This is a genomic window from Thermomonas fusca DSM 15424, assembly GCF_000423885.1.
In the GTDB taxonomy this organism is placed as follows: domain Bacteria; phylum Pseudomonadota; class Gammaproteobacteria; order Xanthomonadales; family Xanthomonadaceae; genus Thermomonas; species Thermomonas fusca.
This window is the reverse complement of record NZ_AUIV01000024.1, coordinates 25,083-49,877: the sequence shown is the minus strand read 5'-3', so window position 1 is coordinate 49,877 and position 24,795 is coordinate 25,083. Positions and strand designations below refer to the sequence as shown.

Here is a 24,795-nt window from a genome sequence, read left to right as displayed (position 1 = left end):
GCCTCCTTGCAGCGGCAAGCCGCGCTCCCCCACCGTCGCCGGCGCGATGGCGGGGGGCGTGCAGGCGCGGGTCCGGCGCGCTGTTGCAGCCCACAGGACAGGCCCACATGTCAGAATTATTTTTGTTATTGTTAAGAATTGATTCATTCTTTATAGTCCGCCAGTCAGGCTGTGGACCGACCAGAGTTCCATAGACACTCAGTCGCCGCTCTGCGCGTAGCGCTTTTCGAACTCTACCGGTGACATGCCGCCAGCGGAACCATGCCGGCGAATCGGGTTGTAGAACATCTCGATGTAGTCGAACACGTCCGAAGCAGCAGTGGCTCGCGTCGGGTAGATCCGCCGCTTGATCCGCTCCTTCTTCAGGACGCTGAAGAAGCTCTCGGCCACGGCGTTGTCGTGGCAGTTCCCGCGACGGCTCATGCTCGGCACCATCCGGTGCGCCTTCAGGAACGACTGCCAGTCGTTGCTGGTGAACTGGCAGCCCTGGTCGGAGTGGACCAGCACGCCCGGGCCGGGCTTGCGTCGCCATGCCGCCGCCATCAGCGCCTGCAGCACCAGGTCGCTGGTCATCGTGGACGCCGTTGCCCACCCGACGATCTGGCGCGAGTACAAGTCCATCACTGCCGCCAGGAACAGCCAGCCCTCGTAGGTGCGGATGTAGGTGATGTCCGTGACCCAGACCTTGTTCGGGGCATGCGGCGTGAAGTCCCGGTTGAGCACGTTCGCCACGGCACCGACCGGGCCGCCGCGGTGGCGCGGCTTGCCGCCATAGCCCACCTGCGCCCGCAGGCCCTCGGCCTTCATCAGCCGCCGGACGCGGTGCCGGCTGCAATGCTCGCCGGCTTCCCGCAGGTCCAAGGTGATCTTGCGATAGCCATACACCGCGCCGCTGGCCAGCCAGTGGTGCCTGATCAGCCCCAGCAGGCGCTGATCGTCCCGCTCGCGGGCACTGGTGCCTTGGCGCAACCAGGCGTAGTAGCCGCTGCGGTGCACGCCCAGCACCCGGCACATCGCGACCAGGCGGAACTCGCGGATGTGCGCGCGCATGAACGCGTACTTCGCCTTTACCCCTTGGCAAAGTACGCGGCGGCTTTTTTTAGGATGTCGCGCTCCTCGGTCACGCGCCGCAGCTCAGCCTTGAGCCGGCGGATCTCGGCCGAGTCGCTCGGCGCTGCTGAAGCGCCCGATGCTGGCGCCATCTTCCTCGCCACCTGCACCCAGCCATACAGCGTGTGCTTGGGGATCCCGATCCGGGCGGCGACGTCCACCACCGTGAAGCCGCGGTCGATCACCTGCTTCACCGCCTCGGCCCGGAACTCATCCGTGTACTGCTTGCTGTTGCCCATAAACACCTCGGTCATTGCCATGAATTATGGCGTCCGGATGTCTACGAAAGGCTGGTCGGTCCACTGAACGGTCGGACATGGTGTTCACCTACCTGTCAATTCGTCTCACATCGGGGATTTCATCAATGGCTTCCAGTTACCTCGCCAAGGGCCTTAAGCGGAGCGCGCTCACCGTCGCTCTGGGTCTGTGCTTCGCAGGCACCATCCAGGCGCAGAGCACCTCCGGCTCCATCTTCGGCAAGACCACGCCCGGTCAAACCGTCACCATCGTCAGCGAAACCGGCCTGACCCGCACCATCACCGCGGACGCTGCGGGCCGCTACAACGCCAGCACGCTGCCTGCGGGGCGCTACAAGGTGACGTCGGGAGGGGATACCCGTGACGTGACCGTGCTGGTGGCATCCGGCGCACAGATTGACTTTGGCGATACGACGACAACGCTGGGGTCAGTTGTCGTCCAGGCCGACACCATTCAGGGCATCGACGTCTCGCAGACCGACACCCGCACCGTCTTCACGGCCGAACAGCTCCAGGAGCTGGCCGTGCCGCGTGACGTCAATGCCGTCGCCCTGCTGGCGCCCGGCGTGATCAACTCCACCGCATACAACAGCCGGTCCTCCAACGTAGGCAGCTTCGGTGGCGCCGCCGCGTCCGAGAACGCGTACTACATCAACGGATTCCCGGTCACCAACCCGCTGACCAACATCGGTTCTACGACCCTGGGCTTCGACTCGATCGCCCAGCAGCAGGTGTTGCTCGGCGGTTACGGGGCCGAATTCGGCCGCTCCACGGGCGGCGTGGTCAGCCTGGTCACCAAGCGCGGCACCAACGAGTGGAAGGGTGGCGTCTACGCCATGTACACCCCTGCTTCGCTCCGTAGCAACGCCAAGGACATCTACTATCCGGACACCGGTAACTGGAGCTCGGCCAACCACTACAACACCACCGCCGGCAACAACCCGGCGAACTGGACCGACGGCAAGCTGTATGACCTCAACGGCCTGAACCGCTCGGAGACCCAGGTTTACGGCTTCTACTTCGGTGGCCCGATCCTCAAGGATCGCTTGTTCATCTACGCCAACGCCGAACGCACCGTGACCAACAGCGAGTCATCGCGCGTCACTGGCAACCTGATGGGCAAGAACGCCGCCGGCGTGTCCGCGGTCAGTGCCACCAATCTGGCCCAGGCCTGGGGTGTCTACCGTTACACCGACCCGCGCTGGACCGTGAAGCTGGACTGGAACATCAACGACGACCACCTGCTCGAGTTCACCGGGGTCCAGGACAACAGCGAAACCAAGGCGTCCTATTACGGGTTCAACTACGACACCCGCCAGCGCGACCAGCTGTACTACAACGGCAGCACCACCGAATCGAAGACCCGCCTGTATGTGGCGAAGTACACCGGTTACCTGACCGACAACCTCAGTATCTCAGCCATGTACGGCGAGCAGAGCATCGATCTGTATCCGAACCCGATGACCGGTTACGACCCGACCAAGGTTTACACCAGCATTTCGTCGGGCGTTGTCCCCGCCGCCTATGCCAGCATCACCAATCCGCAGAAGTTCGGCCCGACCTACGATTACGCTGGCGCGGACGACACCAAGGCCATCCGCTTCGACGTCAACTACACGCTGGGGGATCACGAGCTCCGTGCGGGTTACGACTACTTCGAAGCTGTGTCTTTCCGCGGTGACAACGTAGTCGGTCCGACCGGCTACTACTGGAGCTATGGCCTGGCCAGTAACCCGACTGCCGCGCTCGATGCCAGCCATTACGTCGGCTCGCCGGATTCCGGTGGCGGCCTGGGTACCCAGGGCTACTATGTCTCGAAGAACTTCTATGAGCACGGTGGCTACACGACCGTCAAGCAGAAGGCGATGTACATCGAAGACCGCTGGCACATCACCGACAACCTGTTGCTGAGCCTCGGCCTGCGCAACGACGGCTTCACCAACTACAACGGAAACGGCGAAGCCTACGTTGAGCAGAAGAACAACTGGGCGCCGCGCCTCGGCTTCAGCTGGGACGTGAACGGCGACTCCAGGTTCAAGGTGTTCGGCAACATCGGCCGCTACCACCTGGCGCTGCCCAACAACGTGTCCGTGCGCGGCTCCAACCCGTCGCTGAGCACCGCGCAATACTTCACCTATACTGGCATCGCGGCCGACGGCACGCCTACCGGACTGGCGGCGATCCCGTACACCAGCGCCACCAGCCCGTACACCTGCGCCAACGGTGGCATGTCTTCCAACGTGGAGTGTGGTTACGACAAGGATCCGCGCACGATCGCGCAGGTGGACCTGAAGCCGCACTACCAGGACGAGTTCATCCTCGGCATGGAGCGCAACGAGACCGATTCCTTCTCCTGGGGTGCGAAGGCGACCTTCCGCGACCTGAAGAATGCCATCGACGACATCTGCCCGACCGAATGCTTCATCTTCAACGCGGGTACGAACGTCGCGACCTTCTGGGAAGACGACGGTACCGGCAACCTGGTCCAGGTGACGCATGACTTCGCCCAGGATTTCGGCACCCCGTTCCCGAAGCTGAAGCGCAAGTATGTCGCGCTGGACATGTACGCCCAGTACCGCGAAGGCAACTTCTTCGGTCGCGTCGACTACACGCTGTCGCACAACTGGGGCAACGCCGAAGGTCAGCTGAACTCGTCGGTGGATACCGGCAGTGGCGGCCAAGGCGACGTGTCGGTGACGCAGGATTGGGATTTGCCGGAGCTGATGTACGGCGTGAGCGGCAGCCTGCCGAACAACCGTACCCACCAGGTCAAGGCCATCGGTTCTTATCGCTTCACCGACGAGTGGCGCATGGGTGGTTCGGCCATCGTGCAGAGCGGCCGTCCGCGTAGCTGCTACAGCTACTGGCCGTATGCGAAGCCGGGCATCTACAACGGCGCCTACTACTCGTACTGCGGCGTCCCGGGTGCCCAGACCGCAGTCAACAACCCGAACGCGGTCCCGAACGCGGATTACGTGTTCTCGCCGCGTGGCAGCCATGGCGAGACTCCGTGGACGGCAACGTTCAACGTCAACCTGACCTACACCCCGAACTGGATGAAGGGCCTGACTCTGGCGATGGACGTGCTGAACCTGTTCGACAGCCAGACTCCGACCGGTTACTACGAGCGTTCGGCCAGCAGCCGCACCACCGTGAACCCGCGTTACGGCCAGGTGCTGTACTACAGCAGCCCGCGGAGCTTCCGCTTCACCGCGCGCTACGACTTCTGATTTTTCGGAAGTTGGATTTAGCTTCGAGGCCGGCCCTGCGAGGGGCCGGCCTTTTTTCATTTTTCCGCCTCCCGAAACCGCCAAAGAACTTGGCAATTGCCTGGACTCGTGAGTTTTCTTAAACCATCTGCCGCCCCCGCGCATCAGAATCAGCATGCTCATGCAGACCATGCCACTGCCGCAGGCAACTGACGCCGAAGCCGACGCCGCCCTGGCGCGCCGTGCGGCTATGGCCGATGTGTCCGCGTTCGAGCAGCTCTACCGCCGCCACCACCGCCGCGTGCACGGGGTGATCGTGCGGCTGGTGGGGCAGGCGGGCGCGCGGGCGGAGGATCTCACCCAGGAGGCGTTCGTGCGTGCATGGCAGGCGCTGCCGGCCTTCCGCTTCGAGAGCGCGGTCGCCACCTGGCTGCATCGGCTGGCGGTCAATACCGCGCTGATGGAGCTGCGTGCGCGCCGCAGCCGGCCGTGGCAGGAAGATGACGACGACGCGCTCGATGCGGTGGCCACGCCGGATACGGTCGGTCGCGCCGTGCTCGGGCGCGACCTGGAGCGCGCGGTCGCCAGCCTGCCGCCGCGTGCGCGTGCGGTGTTGGTACTGCACGACGTGGAAGGCTGGAAGCACGAGGAAATCGCCGGTGAGCTGGGCATGGCGGTGGGCAGTTCGAAGGCGCAGCTGCATCGGGCGCGCGGACTGCTGCGGGCGCGGATCGGAGAGACGGCATGAGTACGGAACACGAAATCGGCGAGGCCGCTTTGCGCATGGCGCTGCAGTCTCTGCGCCGCGACATCGAACCCGGGCACGATCTGTGGCCGGGCATTGCGGCGAGGCTGTCGCCGCAGCCGGTGGCGGCACGCCCCCCGCGCCGCATCTGGCCGTTGGTGATGGCGGCATCGATGCTGCTGGCGCTGGGGCTGGCCCGGCAGGGTGCCCCGGATCAGGTGCGCCCGGTGGCGGTGTCCGCACCGACGCCTGCGGCGGTCGCGCCGGTGGCCAGCGAGGCGGAGGCCTTGACCCTGCATTACCAGGCCGCGCTGCGCGAGCTGGACGCCGCTGCGACTCCGGCCAGTTGGCGGCCGGGACTGGACGCGCTGGATCATGGCGCCCAGCAAGTGCTCGCTGCCCTGCGCTTGCATCCGCAGTCCCCGCAGCTGTTGGAGCAACTGCGCCAGATCTATGCCCGCCGGCTCGCCCTGTCGCGCCGCGCCCTTTTTACCTGAGGAATCGATGATGAAAATCCTTGCCGGAATGTTGTGGACTGCGCTGGCCGCCGCGAGCGCGCTGCCGGCCATGGCGGCGACGCCGATCAGCCAGACCCGCCCGCTGGATGCACGCGGCCGGGTCGAAATCGAAAACCTCAAGGGAAAAGTCGAGGTGGTGGCCTGGGACCGGCCGGAAGTGAAGCTGACCGGCTCGCTGGGTGACGGCGTGGAAAAGCTCTCGGTCGAGGGCGACGGCCGGGTGCTTCGGATCAAGGTTCGGTATCCGTCGCGCAGCGGCAATGCGCAGCCCACGCACCTGATGGTGCAGATGCCCTTGCTGGCCGACCTGGAGGTGGAAACCGTGTCCGCGGACATCAGCGTCACCGGTATGGCCTCGCGCGAGCTGGAGCTGGAGTCGGTCAGCGGCGACATCGTCGCCAACGGTGCGCCGCGGCGCGGCGGCATCAGCTCTGTGAGCGGTGATATCCGGCTCGCGATGAACAGCAAGGAGCTGCGGGTGGAGACGGTCAGCGGCCAACTGGTCGTGCAGGGGCGACTGGACGGGGCGATCGCGCTGGAAAGCGTGTCGGGAGACATCCGTCTGGACACGCTGGGCGAGCATGCGCGCAAGCTCGCGGCGAGTTCAGTATCCGGTGACATGGATCTGAATCTGGCGCTGGCCGACGACGGCGAGATCCGGATGGAAAGCGTCAGCGGCGACCTGCGCCTGCGCCTGCCGGCGGACCTGTCGGCGCAGGTGTCCGGCGAAAGCTTCAGCGGCGACCTGGCCGCGCCGGGTGCGAAGATCCGCAAGGAGGAATTCGGCCCAGGCTCCAGCTTCCGCGTGCGCTACGGCGCCGGCAAGGGCGATATCCGCATGCAGACTTTTTCTGGCGACGCGCGGCTGGTCCTGCCCTGATCGCCAGCGCTGTGACAGGTGCTGCGAAAACGAAAAGGCCGCATCGAATGCGGCCTTTTCCTGTTGCGCCTGACGTTGAGCTGCCGCTGCGTGGCGGGCGCGGGCGGCGCCTCAGAGATCCTGCTGGTAGCGCACGTAGGGCACGGTGCCTTCGTCGCTGGGATCGCCCTTGATCTGGAACGGGTTCTTGCCGCGGGTGACGACGTTGTCGGCGCCGACGCTGAGCTGGCCGTTCCACGGGGTGCGCCAGGTCAGGCCAAGGCCCAGGCCTTTCCAGACTTCGCTTTCACCCGGGACGTTGACCACCCGGCCGATGATGTTGGCGCCGAATGCGCCATAGCCGCCACCGACGCTGAGGCTGCGGGTGTTCCACTGGTCGGCCAGCTGCGGCACGTCCGCCGCGGGGACCAGGCGGGCGCGGGCGACGGTGCCGCCGACGCTGACGAAGCCTTCGCGGCTGATCGCCTTTTCCGCGAACAGCGAGAAGTCGTTCTGGTTGTAGCGCGCAGGACCGGCCTGGCCGGGAGTCAGCCACGCGGGCAGGGTGTCGCGCCCGGTGCCGAAGCTCAACCCCAGTTTGCCGCCATTGCGGGCCAGGCTCACTCCGGCGTTGGCATGGCGACTGCCTGAGCCGGGTTTGTCGTCGTCCACCGAGGCCAACACGCAGTTGCTTGCCAGCTGGCCGATGGCGGGTGCAACGCCGTTGCGGCGATCACACAGCAGTGCCAGCGAATCGCCGGTCTGCAGGCCGTAGGTCGCTTCCAGCGTGGTCTTGCCGAAGCGCCAGCGCGAGCCGGCAGTGGCGGGCTCCAACAGCAGCACCGCTTCCAGCTTGCCGCTGTCGCGGTTGAGCACCGGCACGACCCTGGAGTTGCTGCGCTTGTCCTTTTTCGCCTGCGCGTTGACGTTGCCGCTGGCAAACACCAGGGCAAGCACGGCGGCGGCAAGTGGCAGGAATCGCTGGGTCATGCTGATGTGACCGGCTTGTTAAGCCGAAGTTCCCCGGTAAAACGACAGGACTGCAGGAAAATCCTAGCCCGTTTATGTTTATTTAACAATAGCGCCGGGATGCGGGACTGCCCGGCGCGGCAGTCCGCCAGCGGCGCGCCGATGGCGATTCCACGGGATGAGTGCCACTCAGCGCCGGGTGCCTGGTGGCCCCGATCCGATCGAATTACTGCAACCCGGGTGCCGCCGGCTGGATGCCGGCCTCACGGCTGAACAGGGCCGCGATCTGGCTGGCGTCGAAACCGTAGCCCTGGCCGCAGAATTCACACAGGATCGAGGCGGTGCCGTGTCCGGCGTCCACCGCGGCGTCGGCCTCATCGCGGCCCAGCGACACCAGCATGCCCTCCACCCGCTCGCGCGAGCAGGAGCAGGCGAAGCGCAGCGCCTTCTCGCCGACCAGCTGCGGGGCTTCCTCGTGGAACAGGCGGTGGACCACGTCGGCCGGCGCCAGCGCCAGCAATTCCTCGCTGCCGAGGGTGTCGAACAGCGCGCTGGCGCGGCGGAAGCCGTCCTCATCGCTCTCTTCACCCGGCAATTTCTGCAGCAGCAGGCCGGCGGCGCGCTGGCCGTTGCAGGCCAGCAGCAGGCGGGTGGGCAGCTGTTCGGACTGGCGGAAATAATCCTCGAATGCCGCGTCCAGGCGTTCCGCCTCCAGCGCCACCAGGCCCTGGTAGCGCATCGGCTCGCCATTGCCCAGCGGCGGGTTCTCGATGGTGATGGCCAGCAGCGCATCCGCGCCCAGCGCGCGCAGGTCGCGCGACGGCGCGTCGGCGGACTCGTTCAGGCGGACGATGCCGCGCAGGGTGCCGGCGGCGGTGCATTCGGCGAACAGGGTGCTGATCGCGCCCTTGCTGCGCAGCTGCACCGACAACCGGCCATCGACCTTGGCATGGCCGGTGAACAGCGCGGCGGCGGCAGCGGCTTCGCCCAGCAGCTCGGCCGCGGCTGGCGGGTAATCGGCGCGTGCGGCGATGCTGCGCCAGGTCTCGCCCAGGTGCACGGCCACGCCGCGCACGCCGGCGGCCGGAAGCAGGAAGCGCAGCTGCGCGTCGGGGATGTTGTTCATGTGGGTACCGTGGAAGAGCCCGGATGCGGATAATCCGCGGGCAGCAGGGGATGATGATGAATCGAGATGGGGCGCGCAGGCGCCATTCGCAAGGCGCCGCGGCATGAGCGGCGGAACCCGCAAGCGTCGGTTGCGCGGCTGGTGGTGGAGATTGCCGCTGCTGTTCGTGGCGTTCAGCGTGCTGCAGGTGCTGGCGCTGCGCTTCGTCGATCCGCCGATATCGGCGTTCATGGCGGCGCGCTGGCTGGATGCGGCGCTGGCCGGCAATCCCGGTTTCCGCATCGCCCATGACTGGCGCGACCTGCGGGCGATCTCGCCGAACCTGCCGCTGGCGCTGGTGGCGGCGGAAGACCAGAACTTCGCCCAGCACCACGGCTTCGATTTTGCCGCCATCGAAAAAGCGCAGGCGCACAACGAGAAGATGCGCGCGCGCGCCGAGAAGCGCGGCACGCCGGTCAAGCGCATCCGCGGCGCCAGCACCATCAGCCAGCAGACCGCCAAGAACCTGTTCCTGTGGCAGGGCATCGGGCCGACCCGCTGGCTGCGCAAAGGGCTGGAAGTCTGGTACACGGCGCTGATCGAGGCGCTGTGGCCGAAGCGGCGGATCCTGGAGGTGTACGCCAACATCGCCGAATTCGGCGACGGCGTGTACGGCGCGCAAGCGGCGTCGCGCAGCTTCTTCGGCAAGGACGCATCGCGGCTCGGTCGGGCGGAGGCAGCGCGACTGGCGGCGGTGCTGCCCAGCCCGAAGCGCTACAGCGCTGCCAGGCCGGGGCCGTACGTGCAGCGCCGCGCGGCGGCGATCCAGCGGCAGATGGGGGCGATGGGCGGCACCGGCTATCTGCGCACGCTGGATTGAGCGGCGGCGCGCCTGGCCAGGGCAATGCGGCTGGCATACTTCGCGGATGGATGGAATCGCGCCGGAACACCGCTGCCTGACGCTCGTCGTTGCCGCCTTCAACGAGGAAGAGGCGCTGCCGCGCCTGCAGCCGCGTATCCGCGCGGCGCTGGACTTGGCCGAGGCGGAAGGCCTGGAGGCGCGCGTGCTGTATGTCGATGACGGCAGCCGCGACGGCACCTGGCCGGTGCTGCTGCAGTTCGCACGCGAGGATGCGCGGGTGGCGTTGCTGCGGCTGTCGCGCAATTTCGGCAAGGAGGCGGCGCTGACCGCCGGGCTCGACCGCATTGAGCGCGGCGCGGCGCTGATCCTGGACGCCGACGGGCAGGATCCGCCGGAACTGTTGCCGCAGTTCGTGGCGAAGTGGCGCGAAGGCCATGACGACGTGCACGGCACCCGCGTCGCCCGCGAGGGCGAGGGCGTGTTCAAGCGTGCCAGCGCGCACGGCTTCTACCGGATCATCGGCGCGCTGTCGAAGACGCCGGTGCCGCGCGACACCGGCGACTTCCGGCTGCTGTCGCCGCGCGCGCTGGCGGCGCTGCGGCAGCTGCGCGAACGCCATCGCTTCATGAAGGGGCTGTTCGGCTGGATCGGCTTCAATGCGGTGTCGGTGCCGTACCAGCGCGATGCGCGGGCGGCCGGGCACAGCAAGTTCAACGCCTGGAAGCTGTGGAATTTCGCGCTGGAAGGCATCACCAGTTTTTCCACCGCGCCACTGCGAATGGCCACCTACGCCGGCCTGGTCACCGCGCTGTTCGCGTTCGGCTACGGCAGCTGGGTCGTCCTGAAGGCACTGCTGTGGGGCGACCAGGTGGCGGGCTGGCCGTCGATGATGGCGGTGATCCTGTTCCTGGGCGGCGTGCAGCTGATGGCGCTGGGCCTGATCGGCGAATATCTGGGCCGGCTGTACGAGGAATCCAAGCAGCGCCCGCTGTATCTCATCGATGCCTGGCGGCCCGCGGAGGGAGTATCCTCGGGCCGGCATCCAGATCTTCTTCCCGGAACGAAAGGAGTCCGCCATGCGCACGGTGCGGCAGCTGCTGGAGGCGAAATCGCCTGAGGTCATCGCGATCGGACCGGAAGCGCCGGTCATCGATGCCATCCGCCTGATGGCCGAACGCGGCATCGGTGCGCTGTTGGTGATGGATGGCGCGCGATTGGCCGGGATCCTTTCCGAGCGCGATTACGCGCGCAAGATCGTGCTGCAGGGGCGTTCGTCGCGGGACACGCCGGTGCGCGACATCATGACCGCCGAGGTGGTGACGGTGGCGCCGGGCGATCACATCGACCACTGCATGCAGCTGGTAACCGACCGCCGCATCCGCCACCTGCCGGTGGTCGACGGCGGCGAAGTGATCGGGGTGCTGTCGATCGGCGACCTGGTCAAGACCGTCATCGAACTGCAGCGGCGCGATATCGACCAGCTGCAGCGCTATATCGCTTCCTGAGCGTCGCCGGCGCCACCAGCCGGTGGATCAGCTCTTGTCGATCACGTCCGACAGCAGCTTGAGCAGCTTGTCGTAGTTGTCGGCGTGGGTCTTCATCGCGCCCAGATACGGGGCCAGGGCAGGCTGCAGCGACACGGGCATTGGCGGCATCCCCGCCATTACCATCGGCGGCGGCATGCTCAGCATCGCCTTGAAGCCGTTATTGGCTATGGCAAGTACGCTGAGCTGGGCTTTCAGGGTGGTTTTGGTGGTGGTGTCCATGGACAGCCTCGTGGTGGGCGGCTGGACGCCGCAACTCCTGGTACAACGGCGCCGTTGGCTGCCGCCGGCCATGTCTCAGCGGGCGTAGCGTCCACCGCAGTCCGAATCCTTGCCCGGGCCGGGTTCGAACGTTGCCAGCAGCGCGGCCGGCCGGGCCATGTTGGCCAGCGCCAGTGCCAGCGCCGCGCGCAATCCGACGCGGGCGAGATCGCGCCGGAACGAGGGGTCCCTGAAACTGCCGCCCGCAAGCAATGGCGCCCGGAACACGCAGGACCAGCGCCAGCACGCCCAGCGTGAGTGCGCCGAACGCCATCAGCCAGGGGTGGCGCACGCGCGGCGGGCGGCGTGCAGCCCCGGGATCGGCCTGCCGGGCTGCGGAAACGTTCACGCCCCGAGCTTGGCCGCCTCGCCATCAACCGGCGGTGAAAACCCGCGCTGCAACTCACCCGCGCAGAGCCGATCCCCGCGCCTTCGTTCGGCGCGGGTTCACGGCTCTCAGCCGGCGGCCACCGACTGCGCATGCTCGCGGGTGGCGAGGAATTCCACCCCCGGCGCCCGCTCCTGCGCCAGCTGCAGGTTGACCCGGCTGGGCGCCAGATACACCAGCGCGCCGGACGCGTCGATGGCGAGGTTCAGCGCGTTCTTCTCGCGGAACTCCTCCAGCTTCTTCGCGTCGCTGCAGCGGATCCAGCGCGCGGTGGCCACCTGCACCTGTTCGAAGATCGCCTCGACGCCGTATTCGTCCTTCAGCCGGTAGGCCGCCACGTCGAACTGCAGCACGCCGACCGCACCCAGCACCAGGTCGTTGCTCATCAGCGGCTTGAAGAACTGGGTGGCGCCTTCCTCGCTCAGCTGCGCCAGGCCCTTCTGCAGCTGCTTGAGCTTGAGCGGATCGCGCAGGCGGGCGCGGCGGAACAGCTCCGGGGCGAAGCTGGGAATGCCGGTGAACGACAGCTTCTCGCCTTCGGTGAAGGTGTCGCCGATGGAAATGGTGCCGTGGTTGTGGATGCCGATCACGTCGCCCGGGTAGGCGCTTTCGGCGATCTCGCGATCGCTGGCCATGAAGGTCAGCGCATTGGCCAGCTTCACTTCCTTGCCGCTGCGCACGTGGAACGCCTTCATGCCGGCGCTGAACTTGCCCGAACACACGCGCATGAAGGCGACGCGGTCGCGGTGCATTGGGTCCATGTTGGCCTGGATCTTGAACACGAAGCCGGTGAGCTTGTTTTCCGAGGCCGCCACGTCGCGGCCGGTGGTGGCGCGGGTGCCGGGCGCGGGCGCGTGCTGCACGAAGAAATCCAGCAGCGGCTGCACGCCGAAGTTGTTGACGCCGGAGCCGAAGAACACCGGCGACTGCCTGCCGGCCAGGTACTCGGCGTGGTCGAATGCCGCCGACGCACCCTGCACCAGTTCCAGCTGCTCGCGCACCTCTGCAAGCATGGGCGCGCCGATCGCGGCCTCCACGCCCGGATCGTCCAGCGACGGGAAGATGGTGGAGTCCTGGCGGGTGAAGTTGCGCCCGGATTCGTACAGATGCACTTCGCCGCTGATCAGGTGCACCACGCCCTTCAGGCGCTTGCCCATGCCGATCGGCCAAGTCACCGGCGCGCACTGGATGCCCAGCACCGATTCGATCTCGTCCAGCAGGTCGATCGGGTCCTTGCCCTCGCGGTCGAGCTTGTTGACGAAGGTCATGATCGGGGTGTCGCGCAGGCGACACACCTCCATCAGCTTGATGGTGCGCTCCTCCACGCCCTTGGCGACGTCGATCACCATCAGCGCGGAATCCACCGCGGTGAGCACGCGGTAGGTGTCCTCGCCGAAGTCGGCGTGGCCGGGGGTATCCAGCAGGTTGACGATGCGGCCCTCGTAGGGGAACTGCATCACCGAGCTAGTGACGGAGATGCCGCGCTCCTTCTCCAGCGCCATCCAGTCGGATGTCGCGTGGCGGGCGGCCTTGCGGCCCTTGACCGAACCGGCCATCTGGATCGCGCCCCCGAACAGCAACAGCTTTTCGGTCAGCGTGGTCTTGCCGGCGTCGGGGTGGGAGATGATGGCGAAAGTGCGACGGCGCGCAGCTTCGATAGCGACTTCTGACATTGCCAAATTATACCGGCGGGGGCAGCATGGCCGCAGCGGGGCCGGGCCTGCCCGGGTTTCGCGTTTCGTGGATGCATGTCGCCGCAGGCAACGGCGACTCCGCGCGAATCCGCCGCCATGTTCGCGGCGTGCCCCGGGGAATCCCGTTCAGAAGGTGTCGTAGTGCACATAGTCATTGTCGGTGAGGATGCGGCGCGGGCCGCCGAATTCGAAGGCCTGCTGGCCGATTTCGGGCTGGACTGGGATATCGCCTGGCTGCCGGAAGGCGTGCAGGTGGAGGCGGGCATGCCCGCGTTCGACGTGTTCGTGTGCGGGCTGAGCCCCGGCGCCATGAGCGGGCCGGAGATGCTGGCGCGGGTTGCCGCGCTGTATCCGCAGGCGGTCCGCATCCTGCTGCTGGACCAGTCGCCCAACGAGGCCAGCGTGGACATCGCGCAGGGGCTGGAATGCGCACACCGCGTGCTCGGCCGGCCGCTGGATCCGGGCGAGCTGGTAGCGGCGGTGGAAAGCGTCATCGAACTGCGCGAGCTGCTCGACAACGAGGCGCTCAAGAAGACCCTGGGCCGGATCAGTTCGCTGCCGCCGCCGCCGCGGCTGTACCTGCAGCTGACCCGCCTGCTGCGCGACCCGGAAGCCAGCAACCAGGCCATTTCGCAGGCGCTGTCGCAGGACCCGGCGATTGCCGCCAAGGTGCTGCGGCTGTGCAACTCCGCCTATTTCTCCGGTGGCCGCGAGATCAGCGACATGCGCGCGGCGGTACTGCGGTTGGGGCATCAGGCGCTGCTGCGGATGGTGTTGACCATCGAGGCGTTCGGTGGCGGCGGCTTCGGCAGCGGCAAGCAGCGCGAGGAAGTGCAGGATCGCGCGCTGCGCGCGTCCAACCTGGCCCGGCGGCTGCTGCCCGGTCCCAGCGCAGAACTGGCGGCTACCGCCAGCCTGCTGGCCGAAGTGGGCCGGCTGCTGCCCGGCGTGGCCGCGGGCGAGGAAGAGGAAACCAACGAATTCGGCGAGCCCAAGCCACACTACGCCGAGGCCGGCGCCTACCTGCTGGGTCTGTGGGGCCTGCCCATGCCGATCGTGGAGGCGGTGGCTTACCAGCGCCGGCCGGGGCAGATGCGTTCCGGCGGCTTCTGGGTCACCGGTGCGGTGCACGTGGCCAGCGCGCTGGTGGCCGGCAACGAGCCGGATGAAACCTATCTGCGCTCGGTTGGCATGCTCGACAAGCTGTCGCAGTGGCGCGATCTAGTGGAGCCGTCGGCGCTCGACGAAGAAGTGGCCTGAACCCCAGCGGGCGCCCCGGCGCCCGTGCCTGCCTGTGCGGCCGGCATGCGGAAGGGTATCGCCTCCAGCTGCATGCCGCGATTGACCTGCACCGCGAAGTGCAGGTGCGGCGCGGTGCTGTAGCCGGTATTGCCGGACAGGCCGATGCGCTGGCCGGCTTCGACCCGCTGGCCCACGCCCACCAGTACCCCCGCTTCGGCCAGATGCGCGTACACCGCCATGCTGCCGTCGTCGTGCAGGATGCGGATGTAATTGGCGCGGCTGGCGTCGCGCGCGCGGTCCAAGCCGTGGCCGCGATAGCCATCCTGCAATTGCATCACCACGCCGTCGCGCGCGGCCAGCACCGGCGTGCCCACCGGCACCGCGAAATCCAGCGCATAGCGGTTTTCCGCGTCGTGGTGGCTGTATTCCCCTTCGAAGCCCTGGTCGATGCAGGCCTGCGGCTGCGCCAGCGGCAGCCGGTAGGCCACGTCGCGCGGCCGCGCATTGGAACTGCCGGGCACGCCGCGCAGGCGCAGCCGCGTCCAGCCTTCGCGGCCGCCGGGTGCCTGCAGCCGCGCCACCAGCCTGCTGCCCTTCGCGGTGACGCCAGCACGCGCCGGCAGCAGCGGCTCGCTGGGCGGTGGCGCACCGCCGGCGACATCCAGCCGCACCTCGATCGGGCCAGCCAGCAGATTGTCGGCCCAGGCCAGGTAGCCGTCGTCGCTGGCCTCGATGCGCAACCTGGCGACCGCAGCCGGATCGTCCGCCGCAATCGCGGAGACATCGGTGGCGACGCACAGACAGGCCAGCAGCAGGATCGGGGACGGACGCATCGGAGGAGTATGCCGACGGTGCGGCGGCTGCGCCCGCCTGCGGCCTGCCCCGATGCAGCAAACGCGCGCCGTCCTGTGACCCCGGTCGCACCCGAATGGCTGGGCTTTGCCGGCGATTTCGCGGGAGTGCGTTTCCCCTGCCGGCGCGCGTCTGGCCGTCACATGAAATTTCGTTATCAACATCGCTTCATCCGAATGAAGCGATTGACATAACCGCCAGGCATGTCCAGACTGGCCGCATCCATCGAGACCGGCGGAGGGACAGGCCCTTTGATGCCGGGGCAACCAGACGGCGCGCGCAAGCGCGTTGGCGAGGTGCCAAATCCTGCGGGGACCTGAGCGTCTGCCGGAAGATGGTTGCGAAGCCGCAGGCTGCGGTTCGCGACGCCGACGCGTTCGGCCTTCCCGCATCCCCGCGCGACTCCGATGGGCTGTCCATCGCCGGAGTCCGCCGTGAACCTTGCCGAATGCATCGCCCCGTCCTGCCACCCCCTCCCCCGGGCGGCGGAGCCGATGCCTGCGGTTCCGGCGGACGCCGTCGATGCCCGCCGCGGCAGCGTCGACGCGGTGCTGGACAGCCGCCATGCCGGCACCCGCCGGCTGCGCCTGGACTACGAGCTGGTCGGGCCCGCGGGCGCGCCGGTGGTGTTCGTGGCCGGCGGCATTTCCGCGCATCGCCACGTCGCCGCCAATGCGCTGGACGCCGCGCCGGGCTGGGTCGAGGGCCTGCTGGGGGCGGGCCGCGCGCTGGACCCGTCGCGGCTGCGCATCCTCGCCTTCGACTACGTCGGCGCAGATGGCAGCCTGGACGCGCCCATCGACACCGCCGACCAGGCCGATGCGGTGGCGCTGCTGCTGGACGCGCTCGGCATCGAGGCGCTGGCCGGCTACGTCGGCTATTCCTACGGCGCGCTGGTCGGGCTGCAGCTGGCGGTGCGGCACCCGGCGCGGCTGCGCAAGCTGGTGGCGGTGAGCGGCGTGCATCGCCCGCATCCGTATGCGGCGGCGTGGCGGGCGCTGCAGCGCAAGGCGGTGGCGCTGGGCCGGCTGCAGTGCGCCGACCAGCAGGGGCTGTCGCTGGCCCGCCAGTTCGCGATGCTGAGTTACCGCACGCCGGAGGAATTCGCCGAGCGTTTCGACGCGCTGCCGGAAATCTGCAACGGCCAGGTGCGGGTGGCGGCCGAGGATTATCTGGACGCGGCCGGCGCGAAGTTCGTCGCCCGGGTTTCGCCCACCGCCTGGCTGCGGCTGTCCGAGTCCATCGACCTGCACCGCATCGATCCCGCGCAGGTGGGCGTGCCGGTGTCGGTGATCGCGGTCGAAGGCGACCGGCTGGTGCCGATGGCCGATGCGGTCGAACTCATCGAAGGCCTCGGCGGCCGCGGCCGCCTGCGCGTGCTGCGCTCGCCGTACGGCCACGACGCCTTCCTCAAGGAAACCGATCGCATCGACGCGCTGCTGGCCAGCGAACTGTTCGGCCCCGCCACCCGCATTCCCCTTCAAGCATCCACCGGAGTTTCCGCATGAGCAATGGCATCCCCACCGCCGACAGCCGCGCCGCCACCCGCGCGGTGCGCGCCGGCATCGATCGCGACACCGCCTTCGGCGCGGTCACGCCGCCGCTGGTGCTGTCGTCGAACTTCAGCTTCGCCGGCTTCAACGACAAGCGCGCCTACGACTACACCCGCAGCGGCAACCCCACCCGTGACCTGCTGGGCGAGGCGCTGGCTGAACTGGAAGGCGGCGCCGGCGGCGTCATCACCGCCACCGGGATGGGCGCGATCACCCTGGTGCTGAACGCGCTGCTGCAGCCGGGCGACGTGCTGGTGGTGCCGCACGACTGCTACGGCGGCAGCTGGCGGCTGTTCAACGCGCTGGCGAAGAAGGGCGCGTTCGAGCTAGTCACCTGCAATCTCACCGACCCGCAGGCGGTGGCCGCGGCGCTGGCGCGCAAGCCCAGGCTGGTGTGGATCGAAACCCCCTCCAACCCTCTGCTGCGGATCACTGACCTGCGCGCGGTGATCGAGGCCGCGCACGCCGCCGGCGCGCTGGCGGTGACCGACAACACCTTCCTGTCGCCGGCGCTGCAGCGGCCGATCGCCGACTTCGGCGCCGACGCGGTGGTGCATTCCACCACCAAGTACATCAACGGCCATAGCGACGTTGTCGGTGGTGCGGCGGTGGCGAAGGACGCCGAGGTGCATGCGCAGCTGGCGTGGTGGGCGAACGCGCTGGGCCTGACCGGCTCGCCGTTCGACAGCTTCCTGACCCTGCGCGGCCTGCGCACGCTGGACGCGCGCCTGCGCGTGCACCAGGAGAACACCCGCGCGCTGGTGGCGCTGCTGGATGGCCACCCGGCGGTGCGCGTCGTGCATTACCCGGGACTGGAAAGCCACCCCGGTCACGCCTTGGCGGCGCGGCAGCAGCATGGCTTCGGGGCGATGCTCAGCGTGGAGCTGGACGGCGGCGAGGCGGCGGTGCGCGCATTCGTCGATGGCCTGCGCTACTTCACCCTGGCCGAGTCGCTGGGCGGGGTGGAGAGTCTGGTCGCGCACCCGGCCACCATGACCCACGCGGCGATGAGCGCCGAGGCGCGCGCCGCCGCCGGTATCGGTGATGGGCTGCTGCGGCTGTCGGTGGGCATCGAGCACGTCGACGACCTGCTGGCCGACCTGTCCGATGCACTGGTGCGCGCGCAGGCTGCGGGCGCGGACAAACGCCAGGCTGCACGGTGAGCGCGCGCATCGCGGCGCTGCGCACGGCGCAGGTCGCACCGGCGCGGCTGGCACTGTTGGGCACCGGTACTGTCGGCAGCGCGGTGTGGGCGCGGTTGGCCGGCTGGCACGGCACCCCGCTGGGGCAGCGGTTGTCGCTGGTGCACGCGGCCAATTCGCGCTACGCGCTCGGCAATCCCGCCGGCATTCCCAGCGACGCCGGCGAATTGCTGCTGCAGCATGCGCCGCAGGCCAGTTCGCTGGCCGCGGTGGACGACGCGCTGGCGGGCACCGGCACCCGCATCGTCATCGACGCCACCGCCTCGGAAGCGGTGGCGGCGCAACATGCCCACTGGCTGGCGCGCGGCATCCACGTGGTCACCGCCTGCAAGCTGGGGCAAGGCACTGCGCTGTCGCGCTGGCAGGCGATCCAGGCCGCGCAGCGGGCGGGCGGCAGCCACTACGGCGACAGTGCCACGGTCGGCGCCGGGCTGCCGCTGCTGCGTTCGCTGCGTGCGCTGCAGGCCGGTGGCGACCGCATCCACGCGATCGCCGGGGTGCTGTCCGGTTCGCTGGCGTGGCTGTTCAACCACTACGACGGCAAGCAGCCGTTTTCCGGCTTCGTCCGGCAGGCGCGTGATGCCGGCTATACCGAGCCGGACCCGCGCGAAGACCTGTCCGGCGAGGACGTGCGGCGCAAGCTGCTGATCCTGGCGCGCGCGTCGGGCTTCCCGCTGGAGGCCGAGGTGGTGCGGGTGCAGTCGCTGGTGCCGCCGGCGCTGGCGGCGCTGCCGCGCGAGGCGCTGGACGCCGCGCTGCCGGCGCTGGACGCACCGCTGCGCGAGCGCTACGCCAGTGCCTACAAGGACGGCGCGAAGCTGCGCTTCGTCGCCCGTCTGGATGTCGACGGGCGCGCCACGGTGGGTCTGGAAGCCCTGCCTGCCGAGCACCCGCTGGTGGGTGGCGGCGGCACCGACAACCGGGTGGCGATCTGGTCCGACCGCTATCACGAACAGCCATTGCTGATCCAGGGGCCCGGCGCCGGCGCGGCGGTGACCGCGGCTGCGCTGCTGGACGATGCGCTGGCGATCCAGGCCAGCACGGCTCAGCCGTTGGGCAGGCCGAAGAATTCGGCGATCGGCACCGGCCGCTGGAACACGTAACCCTGCGCGTAGTCCACCTGCAGCGCCTGCAGGCGGACCAGTTGTGCCTCGGTCTCCACCTGTTCGCCCACCGCGCGCATGTCCAGCAGGTGGGCGATCTCGGTGATCGAACGCACCACCGCTTCCGACAGCCGCGATTCCGCGAGGTCGCGGACGAAGCCGCCGTCGATCTTGAGGTAGTCCACCTGCAGGTCGCGCAGGTAGCCGAACGAACAGAAGCCCGTACCGAAGTCGTCCAGCGCGAACTGGCAGCCCAGCTCGCGCATGCGGGCAATGAACCGGCGGGTGCGGGTGAGGTCGCGGACCACGCTGGTTTCGGTGATTTCAAGACACAGCTGGCCCGGCCCCAGCGGGCTGTGGCGCAGGCGGCCGGCGGCGTAATCCGCGAACTCGTCGTCGGCCAGGGTGGCGGCGCCGAGGTTGATGTTGCATTGGCCGATCTGCGCCGCCGCGGCGCGGTGTGCATCCAGCCAGTCCAGCACCTCATCCAGCACGTGGCGGTCCAGGCGCGGGCCCAGCCGGTAACGCTCGGCCGCGGCGATCATGTCGGCCGGCGCGCGCAACCGGCCCTCGCCGTCGCGCCAGCGCAGCAGCACTTCGAAATGCGTCTGCACCGCACCGGGTGCGCGCAGGTTCACGATCGGCTGGCACCACAGCTCGAAGCGGCGCTGGTCCAGCGCTTCGCGCGCATCCAGCGCATTGCGCATCATCCGACTGCGGCTGCGTAGGCTTTCGGCGTTCTGGCCGGCCACCAACAGGCGGTTTCCGCCCAGCTCCTTGGCCTCGTGGCAGGCGGTGTCCACCTGCGACAGCAGGTCGTCGAAGCTGGCGTGCGGCGGCAGGCTGGCGGCGATGCCGATGCTGGCGGTGGCGCGCAGGGTGCCGCCTTGCCAGACCACCCGCAGCTCTTCAATCGCGGCCAACAGGCGACGCCCGGCGACGGTGGCGGTGGCCACGTCCTGCGGTGCCAGGATGGTGAATTCGTCGCCGCTGCTGTGCGCCACCAGCGCATCGTTGTCGAAAGCGTCCCGTACCAGCGTTGCCACGTGCCGCAACGCCTCGTCGCCGGCGGCATGGCTGGCGGCATCGTTGACCAGCTTGAAGTTGTCCAGATCCACGTACAGCAGGGTTTGCGCCTCGGTCGAGCGCGCGAGCCGCGTGCGCGCCAGATCTTCGAAGGCGTCGCGGTTGAGCAGGCCGGTCAGCGGGTCGATGGTGGCGCGCACGCGCAGCGCCTCCATGGTGTCGGCACGTTCGTTGTAGGACGCCACCAGCAGGATCGGCACAACCGAGTTCACCACCAGCGTGCCCATCATCAGCGCGGTATCGTGCAGCAGCTCCGGGCGATCGGTGCCGCCCAGGCCCAGACCCAGCACCAACGCCAGCAGCAGGGTGACCAGCATGGTCGCACCGGCGGTGAACAGCGGCGGGTAGCGCGCCGCCGACCACAGCAGCAGGGCCAGCGGCAGGGTCGCGATCGACAGCGGATACAGGCTGCCGCGGCGCGCGATGGCAAACCCGACGGCCAGCGTCAGCAGCATCGCCGCGATCCAGGCCAGGCGCTCGCGGTGGCTGGCGCCGCTGGGCGCGGGCAGCCGCACCGGCAGGTTCCTGGCGAAGAACAGCAGCAAGAACGGGACGATGGCGGTGACGCCCAGCAGGTCGCCCAGCGTCCATTGCAGCAGCACCCGCGGCAGGTCCGCAGCCGGGGCCATGCCGGCGACCAGCATGCCGGCAGCGCCCACCAGCGCGCTGGCCGCCGACAGCAGGATGCCGCCGCGCAGCAGCAGGAAGCCGTCGGCGATGCGCAGCTGCAACCGCGACTGCCGGCTTGCCACGTAGGCGCAGGCAGCCACCGTGCCGATGTAGTTGCTGGCCAGCGAGAACGGCAGGAAGGCCGCGGGCACCGGTACCACCAGCAGGTGCACCAGCAGCTGAGCCAGCGGGATCACCAGCGCGTAGCGCAGCCCGTAGCGCAGCACCAGCGCATAGCCGATGCCGGCGGCGGGCCAGAACAGGGTCACGTCGGCGGGGGTGCGCAGGTACAGCACCGCGATCACCGCCCCGACGAAATACAGGCCGGTCAGCAGGGCGCCACGCAGCGATGTCGTGATGAGGTTTTGCATGGGCTCATCCCGGTTGCGGAGGCGGTGCGGCCGGCGCTGCTGCGGCGGTGGTACTCGCGGATGCGCCGAACAGTTCCAGCAGGCCGCTGTCGAGCAGCTGGCGCGGATTGTCGCGATAGCCAGAAACGTCTTCCGGCAGCCGCGCCTGCGGCAGCGGGCGATACCCCATCCAGCCATTGCGCCCGGAATTCTTGACCGCGTACATCGCCCGGTCGGCCAGGGTGACCAGCTGTTCCCAGCCCAGCAGGTCCGGGTGGTCGCGGAACAGCGGGCATTCGACCAAGCCGACGGATACCGTTAGCCGATGCTCGGCGCCGTTGCCAAGGTCGAAGCGGTGCGCGGCAATGCGGGAGCACAGCCGCTCGCCGATGCTGGCCACGCTGCCGCGCGCCAACGGCCGCAGCACCAGCAGGAATTCCTCGCCGCCCCAGCGCGCCACGTAGTCGCCGCTGCGCTTCAGCTCGCCCAACAGCTGGCCCAGCTGTTCCAGCACGCGGTCGCCGGCGGCGTGGCCCCAGGTGTCGTTGATGACCTTGAAGTGGTCGACGTCGAGCAGCGCGATCACCAGCGCCTCGCGGCCCTCGCGATAGTCGGGATCGCGCTGGTAGAACGACAGGTCGACGGGGATCTGCTGGGTCAGGTAGCGGCGGTTGTGCAGGCCGGTGAGCGGGTCGGCGAAGCTGATTTCCTTCAGCCTGGCGTTGGCGGCCTGCAGGTCGCGGGTGCGCTCCTGCACCAGCTGCTCCAGCACCATCCGCTGGCGCGCGTAGCGGTGGCGCAGGCCGAGGTAGCCCAGCCAGACCAATCCCACCGCCAGCAATCCCGCCAGCACGCGGAAGGCCAGGGTTTCGTACAGGTGGGGCGGCACGGCCACGTCCAGGCGCGCGCTGCCGGCCAGCGGATCGGCGCGGCTGAAATCGGCCACTTCGAAACGGTAGTCGCCCGGCGGCAGGTTGATGTAGCTGGCCGAGCGCAGCGACGGGTTGTCCAGTTCGCGCCAGCGCTGCTCGAAACCGACCAGCCGGTAGCGCAGCCGCGGCAACCGGGTCGGCTGGAATGCCGGCACGGTGAAGTCGAAGCGCAGGTCGCGCGCGTCCATCGGCAGGCGCAGTGCGTCCTTGCCGGCAGCGTAGGCGCGGCCCTGCGTCGCCACCGCTTCGATCCGCACCGGCCGCGGCGTGCCGGCCTCGGCGGTGGCCAGCTGCACCAGCAGCGCGCCGTCGCGGGTAGGCAGCCACAGCTGGCCGTCGCGCAGCAGGCCGCGGCCGTTGCCGGAACCGTTGCAGCATTTGTCCTGCTGGCCGCCGGGGCGGTCGAAGCCGGAGTTGATGACCAGCTGCGGGTCCAGCTGCAGGGCCGGCGACTGCAGCGCACGCTCAAGCTGCGCCAGCGGCAGCCGGTACACGCCCTGCATGCCGGCCACCCACAGGCTGCCGACGTCCTCGGCGAGGTGGAAGGGGATGTTGATCGGCAGGCCGCGGCTGCTGCCGAAGGCGTGCCAGCGCTTGCCGTCGAACAGGTGCAGGCTGTCGCCGTTGCTGCTGCCCACCAGCCAGTGCCCGTTCGCCAGCTCGAGCAGGGCGGTGACGGCGATCTCGTCATCGAGCCCGGTCTGCCGACCCAGCGCGAGGATGCGGCCGCCGCGCCATTCGTACAGGCCACGGGTGGAGCCCACCAGCAGGCGGCCGTCGCGGGTTTCGTGGACGATGCGGATGCGGGCGTCGGCCAGTCCTTCGGTCAGGCCGTAGCGGAGCAGCCGATGGTCGCGGCCGAGCATGAACAGCCCGTCGCTGCTGGCGAACCACAGCCGCCCGCCGCGATCGCGGACGATGCCGTTGATCTGCAGGTTGCGCAGCGGCGCCAGCACCGCCGGCTGCTCCAGCCGGCCGTCGCGCAGCACGGCCGCACCGGCGCGGGTGCCGATCCAGACCTGGCCGGCTTCCGCCAGCAGGCTGTAGGCTTCCGGGTGCGGCAGCCGCGCACCGGCCACCGCCTGCTGGATGCGGCCATCGCGCCAGACTTCCACCCCGTTGACGGTGCCCAGCCAGACGCTGCCGTCGGGTGCCCCGGAAATCGCCCACAGCAGCGGGTTGGCGAGGCCAACGGACTGGTCCAGGCGGCGGGTATAGCCATTCCAGACCCGCGCCACGCCCTCGGTCTGGCTGCCCAGCCACAGGTTGCCGTCGTGGTCCTCGTAGATCGCGCGAATGGCGATGCTGCCGCGGCTGTCCTGGATGCGTTCGATCGGCTGGCCGCCGCGCCACCGCTCCAGATACTGCGAGGTCGCGATCCACAGGTTGTCGTCGCGGTCGCTGGCCATCGCCTCGATGGTCGGCGCGCTGCCCGTGCCCGCGCCGAGGAAGGCGCCGTGCTGCAAGCGGAACAGGCCGCGGTTGCCGCCCGCCCAGATGCGGCCGTGGTGCCAGGCCAGCGCGGTGACCGGGCTGCCTGCCGCTGCCGGCAGCGGGATGGCCTCGGTCGTGCCCGGACGGATCCGGTAGACCCGCCCGGCGCCGCCGGCCCACAGTCCGTCGGGGCGCACCAGCAGGCTCAAGGCCGGCTCGGGCAGGACATGCAACAGGCGCAGGCGGCCACCCTCGGGGGTGTAGACGCCCTCCGCACCTGCCACCAGTACACGGCCGTCGGTCATCGCCAGCGCCCGTACCGGGAAGGCCAGCGCCGGCTTGCCGTCGGCATCCGCCGGCAGCACCCGCCGAAAACGCCCGTCCTCCAGCACCAGCAGGCCCAGCGTGGTGCCGATCCACAGCCGTCGCTGGCGGTCGGCCAGCAGTGCCTGGATGTTGCTGTTCACGCCGAGGGTGTCGCGCGGGTTGTAGCGGCGGAAGCGCACCCCGTCGAAGCGCGCCAGCCCGCCCTGGGTGCCGAACCACAGGTAGCCATCGGCGTCCTGGGTCATCGCCAGCACGCTGATCTGCGGCAGGCCCTGCTTCACGTCCCAGCTGTCGACGACGTAATCGCTGAACGGCTTGTCGGCTTCCAGCGCGCCAGCACTCAGCGGCGTGGCCAGCGTGAGCAAAAGCAGCCACGGCCGCAGCAGGCGCTGGAAGGCCCGGCGGAGCGCGAAAGCATGACCTTTGGCGGATGGACAGCTGATCGAGATTTCCCCGTGGATCCCGTGCCAACGAGATTACCTTGAAACCGATAGCGGCCCGAGGGCTGAGGTCTTGATCTCCGT

The 24,795-nt window shown here is 68.8% G+C and carries 19 protein-coding genes, 1 pseudogene and 1 riboswitch; of the genes and pseudogenes, 11 read left to right on the top strand and 9 right to left on the bottom strand.

Translation table 11 applies throughout. The features are described 5' to 3' along the window. Positions 1–198: 198 nt before the first annotated feature. Positions 199–1,349 (bottom strand): IS3 family transposase gene (locus G582_RS0110850; RefSeq protein ID WP_248642764.1). Its coding sequence is split into 2 segments (ribosomal slippage): positions 199–1,103 and positions 1,103–1,349, totalling 1,152 coding nucleotides; the frame shifts between segments, so codons are not numbered across the junction. A gap of 125 nt (positions 1,350–1,474) precedes the next feature. Between G582_RS0110850 and G582_RS0110840 the strand changes: the two genes are divergently transcribed. From G582_RS0110840 to G582_RS0110825, 4 genes are all read left to right on the top strand, one after another. Continuing rightward, a complete protein-coding gene (locus tag G582_RS0110840) occupies positions 1,475–4,597 on the top strand; it encodes a TonB-dependent receptor (protein WP_028839850.1) in 3,123 nt (1,040 codons plus the stop codon). A 154-nt stretch (positions 4,598–4,751) separates the two neighbouring features. Beyond that, positions 4,752–5,324: an RNA polymerase sigma factor gene (locus G582_RS0110835; protein WP_028839849.1), complete on the top strand. Its 573-nt coding sequence runs from the start codon at positions 4,752–4,754 to the stop codon at positions 5,322–5,324. After that, complete coding sequence (locus G582_RS18215) at positions 5,321–5,818, top strand: hypothetical protein (protein WP_051247151.1); 498 nt, start codon at positions 5,321–5,323, stop codon at positions 5,816–5,818. Before G582_RS0110835 ends, G582_RS18215 begins: the two co-directional genes overlap by 4 nt. 10 nt (positions 5,819–5,828) lie before the next feature. Then, a complete protein-coding gene (locus G582_RS0110825; protein ID WP_028839848.1) occupies positions 5,829–6,719 on the top strand; it encodes a DUF4097 family beta strand repeat-containing protein in 891 nt (296 codons plus the stop codon). A 111-nt stretch (positions 6,720–6,830) separates the two neighbouring features. On the opposite strand, the gene G582_RS0110820 is transcribed toward G582_RS0110825, so the two are convergent. Together G582_RS0110820 and hslO are read right to left on the bottom strand one after the other, a co-directional pair. Further along, a complete protein-coding gene (locus tag G582_RS0110820; RefSeq protein WP_028839847.1) occupies positions 6,831–7,655 on the bottom strand; it encodes an XOO1806 family protein in 825 nt (274 codons plus the stop codon). A gap of 238 nt (positions 7,656–7,893) precedes the next feature. Beyond that, positions 7,894–8,793, bottom strand: coding sequence for an Hsp33 family molecular chaperone HslO (hslO, locus tag G582_RS0110815; protein WP_028839846.1), 900 nt, complete (start codon positions 8,791–8,793; stop codon positions 7,894–7,896). A 103-nt stretch (positions 8,794–8,896) separates the two neighbouring features. Here hslO and mtgA point away from each other — a divergent pair, with 103 nt between their 5' ends. Genes mtgA through G582_RS0110800 form a run of 3 tightly spaced genes read left to right on the top strand, consistent with a single transcriptional unit; the run spans position 8,897 to position 11,139 of the window. Beyond that, positions 8,897–9,652, top strand: a complete 756-nt coding sequence (gene mtgA, locus G582_RS0110810) for a monofunctional biosynthetic peptidoglycan transglycosylase (RefSeq protein ID WP_028839845.1) — start codon at positions 8,897–8,899, stop codon at positions 9,650–9,652. Between the two features lie 46 nt (positions 9,653–9,698). Continuing rightward, positions 9,699–10,751, top strand: a complete 1,053-nt coding sequence (locus G582_RS0110805) for a glycosyltransferase family 2 protein (protein ID WP_038053807.1) — start codon at positions 9,699–9,701, stop codon at positions 10,749–10,751. Continuing rightward, on the top strand, positions 10,711–11,139 hold the full coding sequence (locus G582_RS0110800) for a CBS domain-containing protein (protein WP_028839843.1): 429 nt from the start codon (positions 10,711–10,713) through the stop codon (positions 11,137–11,139). Before G582_RS0110805 ends, G582_RS0110800 begins: the two co-directional genes overlap by 41 nt. Positions 11,140–11,166: 27 nt before the next feature. Here G582_RS0110800 and G582_RS18000 read toward each other — a convergent pair whose 3' ends face one another. The 3 genes and pseudogenes from G582_RS18000 to G582_RS0110780 form a co-directional block, all read right to left on the bottom strand. Then, the gene (locus G582_RS18000; RefSeq protein ID WP_156880451.1) at positions 11,167–11,400 is read right to left on the bottom strand and encodes a hypothetical protein; all 234 of its coding nucleotides are present in this window, start codon (positions 11,398–11,400) and stop codon (positions 11,167–11,169) included. Between the two features lie 75 nt (positions 11,401–11,475). Further along, positions 11,476–11,661: pseudogene (locus tag G582_RS17995) on the bottom strand (AsmA family protein); the annotation flags it as partial. Positions 11,662–11,895: 234 nt separating this feature from the next. Further along, positions 11,896–13,500, bottom strand: a complete 1,605-nt coding sequence (locus G582_RS0110780) for a peptide chain release factor 3 (RefSeq protein WP_028839842.1) — start codon at positions 13,498–13,500, stop codon at positions 11,896–11,898. A 162-nt stretch (positions 13,501–13,662) separates the two neighbouring features. On the opposite strand from G582_RS0110780, the gene G582_RS0110775 reads away from it, so the two are divergent. Beyond that, positions 13,663–14,781, top strand: coding sequence for an HDOD domain-containing protein (locus tag G582_RS0110775; RefSeq protein ID WP_028839841.1), 1,119 nt, complete (start codon positions 13,663–13,665; stop codon positions 14,779–14,781). Here G582_RS0110775 and G582_RS16350 read toward each other — a convergent pair. Next, a complete protein-coding gene (locus G582_RS16350) occupies positions 14,694–15,596 on the bottom strand; it encodes a M23 family metallopeptidase (protein ID WP_051247148.1) in 903 nt (300 codons plus the stop codon). The genes G582_RS0110775 and G582_RS16350 overlap by 88 nt on opposite strands. A 238-nt stretch (positions 15,597–15,834) precedes the next feature. After that, positions 15,835–15,956, top strand: a riboswitch (SAM riboswitch). Positions 15,957–16,067: 111 nt separating this feature from the next. Between G582_RS16350 and metX the strand changes: the two genes are divergently transcribed. Genes metX through G582_RS16340 form a run of 3 tightly spaced genes read left to right on the top strand, consistent with a single transcriptional unit; the run spans position 16,068 to position 19,473 of the window. Further along, complete coding sequence (metX, locus tag G582_RS16345; protein ID WP_282705143.1) at positions 16,068–17,123, top strand: homoserine O-succinyltransferase MetX; 1,056 nt, start codon at positions 16,068–16,070, stop codon at positions 17,121–17,123. Next, positions 17,120–18,331: an O-succinylhomoserine (thiol)-lyase gene (locus tag G582_RS0110760; protein WP_028839840.1), complete on the top strand. Its 1,212-nt coding sequence runs from the start codon at positions 17,120–17,122 to the stop codon at positions 18,329–18,331. The genes metX and G582_RS0110760 overlap by 4 nt, the downstream gene beginning before the upstream one ends. Next, a complete protein-coding gene (locus G582_RS16340) occupies positions 18,328–19,473 on the top strand; it encodes a homoserine dehydrogenase family protein (protein WP_083961173.1) in 1,146 nt (381 codons plus the stop codon). Before G582_RS0110760 ends, G582_RS16340 begins: the two co-directional genes overlap by 4 nt. On the opposite strand, the gene G582_RS17260 is transcribed toward G582_RS16340, so the two are convergent. Together G582_RS17260 and G582_RS16330 are read right to left on the bottom strand one after the other, a co-directional pair. After that, positions 19,416–21,599 (bottom strand): putative bifunctional diguanylate cyclase/phosphodiesterase, encoded by a 2,184-nt coding sequence (locus G582_RS17260; RefSeq protein ID WP_051247144.1) that lies wholly within the window; start codon positions 21,597–21,599, stop codon positions 19,416–19,418. The genes G582_RS16340 and G582_RS17260 overlap by 58 nt on opposite strands. A gap of 4 nt (positions 21,600–21,603) precedes the next feature. Next, the gene (locus G582_RS16330; protein ID WP_051247142.1) at positions 21,604–24,636 is read right to left on the bottom strand and encodes a ligand-binding sensor domain-containing diguanylate cyclase; all 3,033 of its coding nucleotides are present in this window, start codon (positions 24,634–24,636) and stop codon (positions 21,604–21,606) included. Positions 24,637–24,795 lie beyond the last annotated feature (159 nt).

Excerpts from the sequence above, each read along its gene's own strand:
- G582_RS18000 (WP_156880451.1), bottom strand. The coding sequence starts at position 11,400 with ATGGACACCACCACCAAAACCACCCTGAAAGCCCAGCTCAGCGTACTT.
- G582_RS0110800 (WP_028839843.1), top strand. The coding sequence starts at position 10,711 with ATGCGCACGGTGCGGCAGCTGCTGGAGGCGAAATCGCCTGAGGTCATC.
- G582_RS0110760 (WP_028839840.1), top strand. The coding sequence starts at position 17,120 with ATGAGCAATGGCATCCCCACCGCCGACAGCCGCGCCGCCACCCGCGCG.
- mtgA (WP_028839845.1), top strand. The coding sequence starts at position 8,897 with ATGAGCGGCGGAACCCGCAAGCGTCGGTTGCGCGGCTGGTGGTGGAGA.
- G582_RS18215 (WP_051247151.1), top strand. The coding sequence starts at position 5,321 with ATGAGTACGGAACACGAAATCGGCGAGGCCGCTTTGCGCATGGCGCTG.
- G582_RS0110780 (WP_028839842.1), bottom strand. The coding sequence starts at position 13,500 with ATGTCAGAAGTCGCTATCGAAGCTGCGCGCCGTCGCACTTTCGCCATC.
- G582_RS0110840 (WP_028839850.1), top strand. The coding sequence starts at position 1,475 with ATGGCTTCCAGTTACCTCGCCAAGGGCCTTAAGCGGAGCGCGCTCACC.
- G582_RS0110835 (WP_028839849.1), top strand. The coding sequence starts at position 4,752 with ATGCTCATGCAGACCATGCCACTGCCGCAGGCAACTGACGCCGAAGCC.
- G582_RS16350 (WP_051247148.1), bottom strand. The coding sequence starts at position 15,596 with ATGCGTCCGTCCCCGATCCTGCTGCTGGCCTGTCTGTGCGTCGCCACC.
- G582_RS0110825 (WP_028839848.1), top strand. The coding sequence starts at position 5,829 with ATGAAAATCCTTGCCGGAATGTTGTGGACTGCGCTGGCCGCCGCGAGC.
- G582_RS17260 (WP_051247144.1), bottom strand. The coding sequence starts at position 21,599 with ATGCAAAACCTCATCACGACATCGCTGCGTGGCGCCCTGCTGACCGGC.
- hslO (WP_028839846.1), bottom strand. The coding sequence starts at position 8,793 with ATGAACAACATCCCCGACGCGCAGCTGCGCTTCCTGCTTCCGGCCGCC.
- G582_RS0110805 (WP_038053807.1), top strand. The coding sequence starts at position 9,699 with ATGGATGGAATCGCGCCGGAACACCGCTGCCTGACGCTCGTCGTTGCC.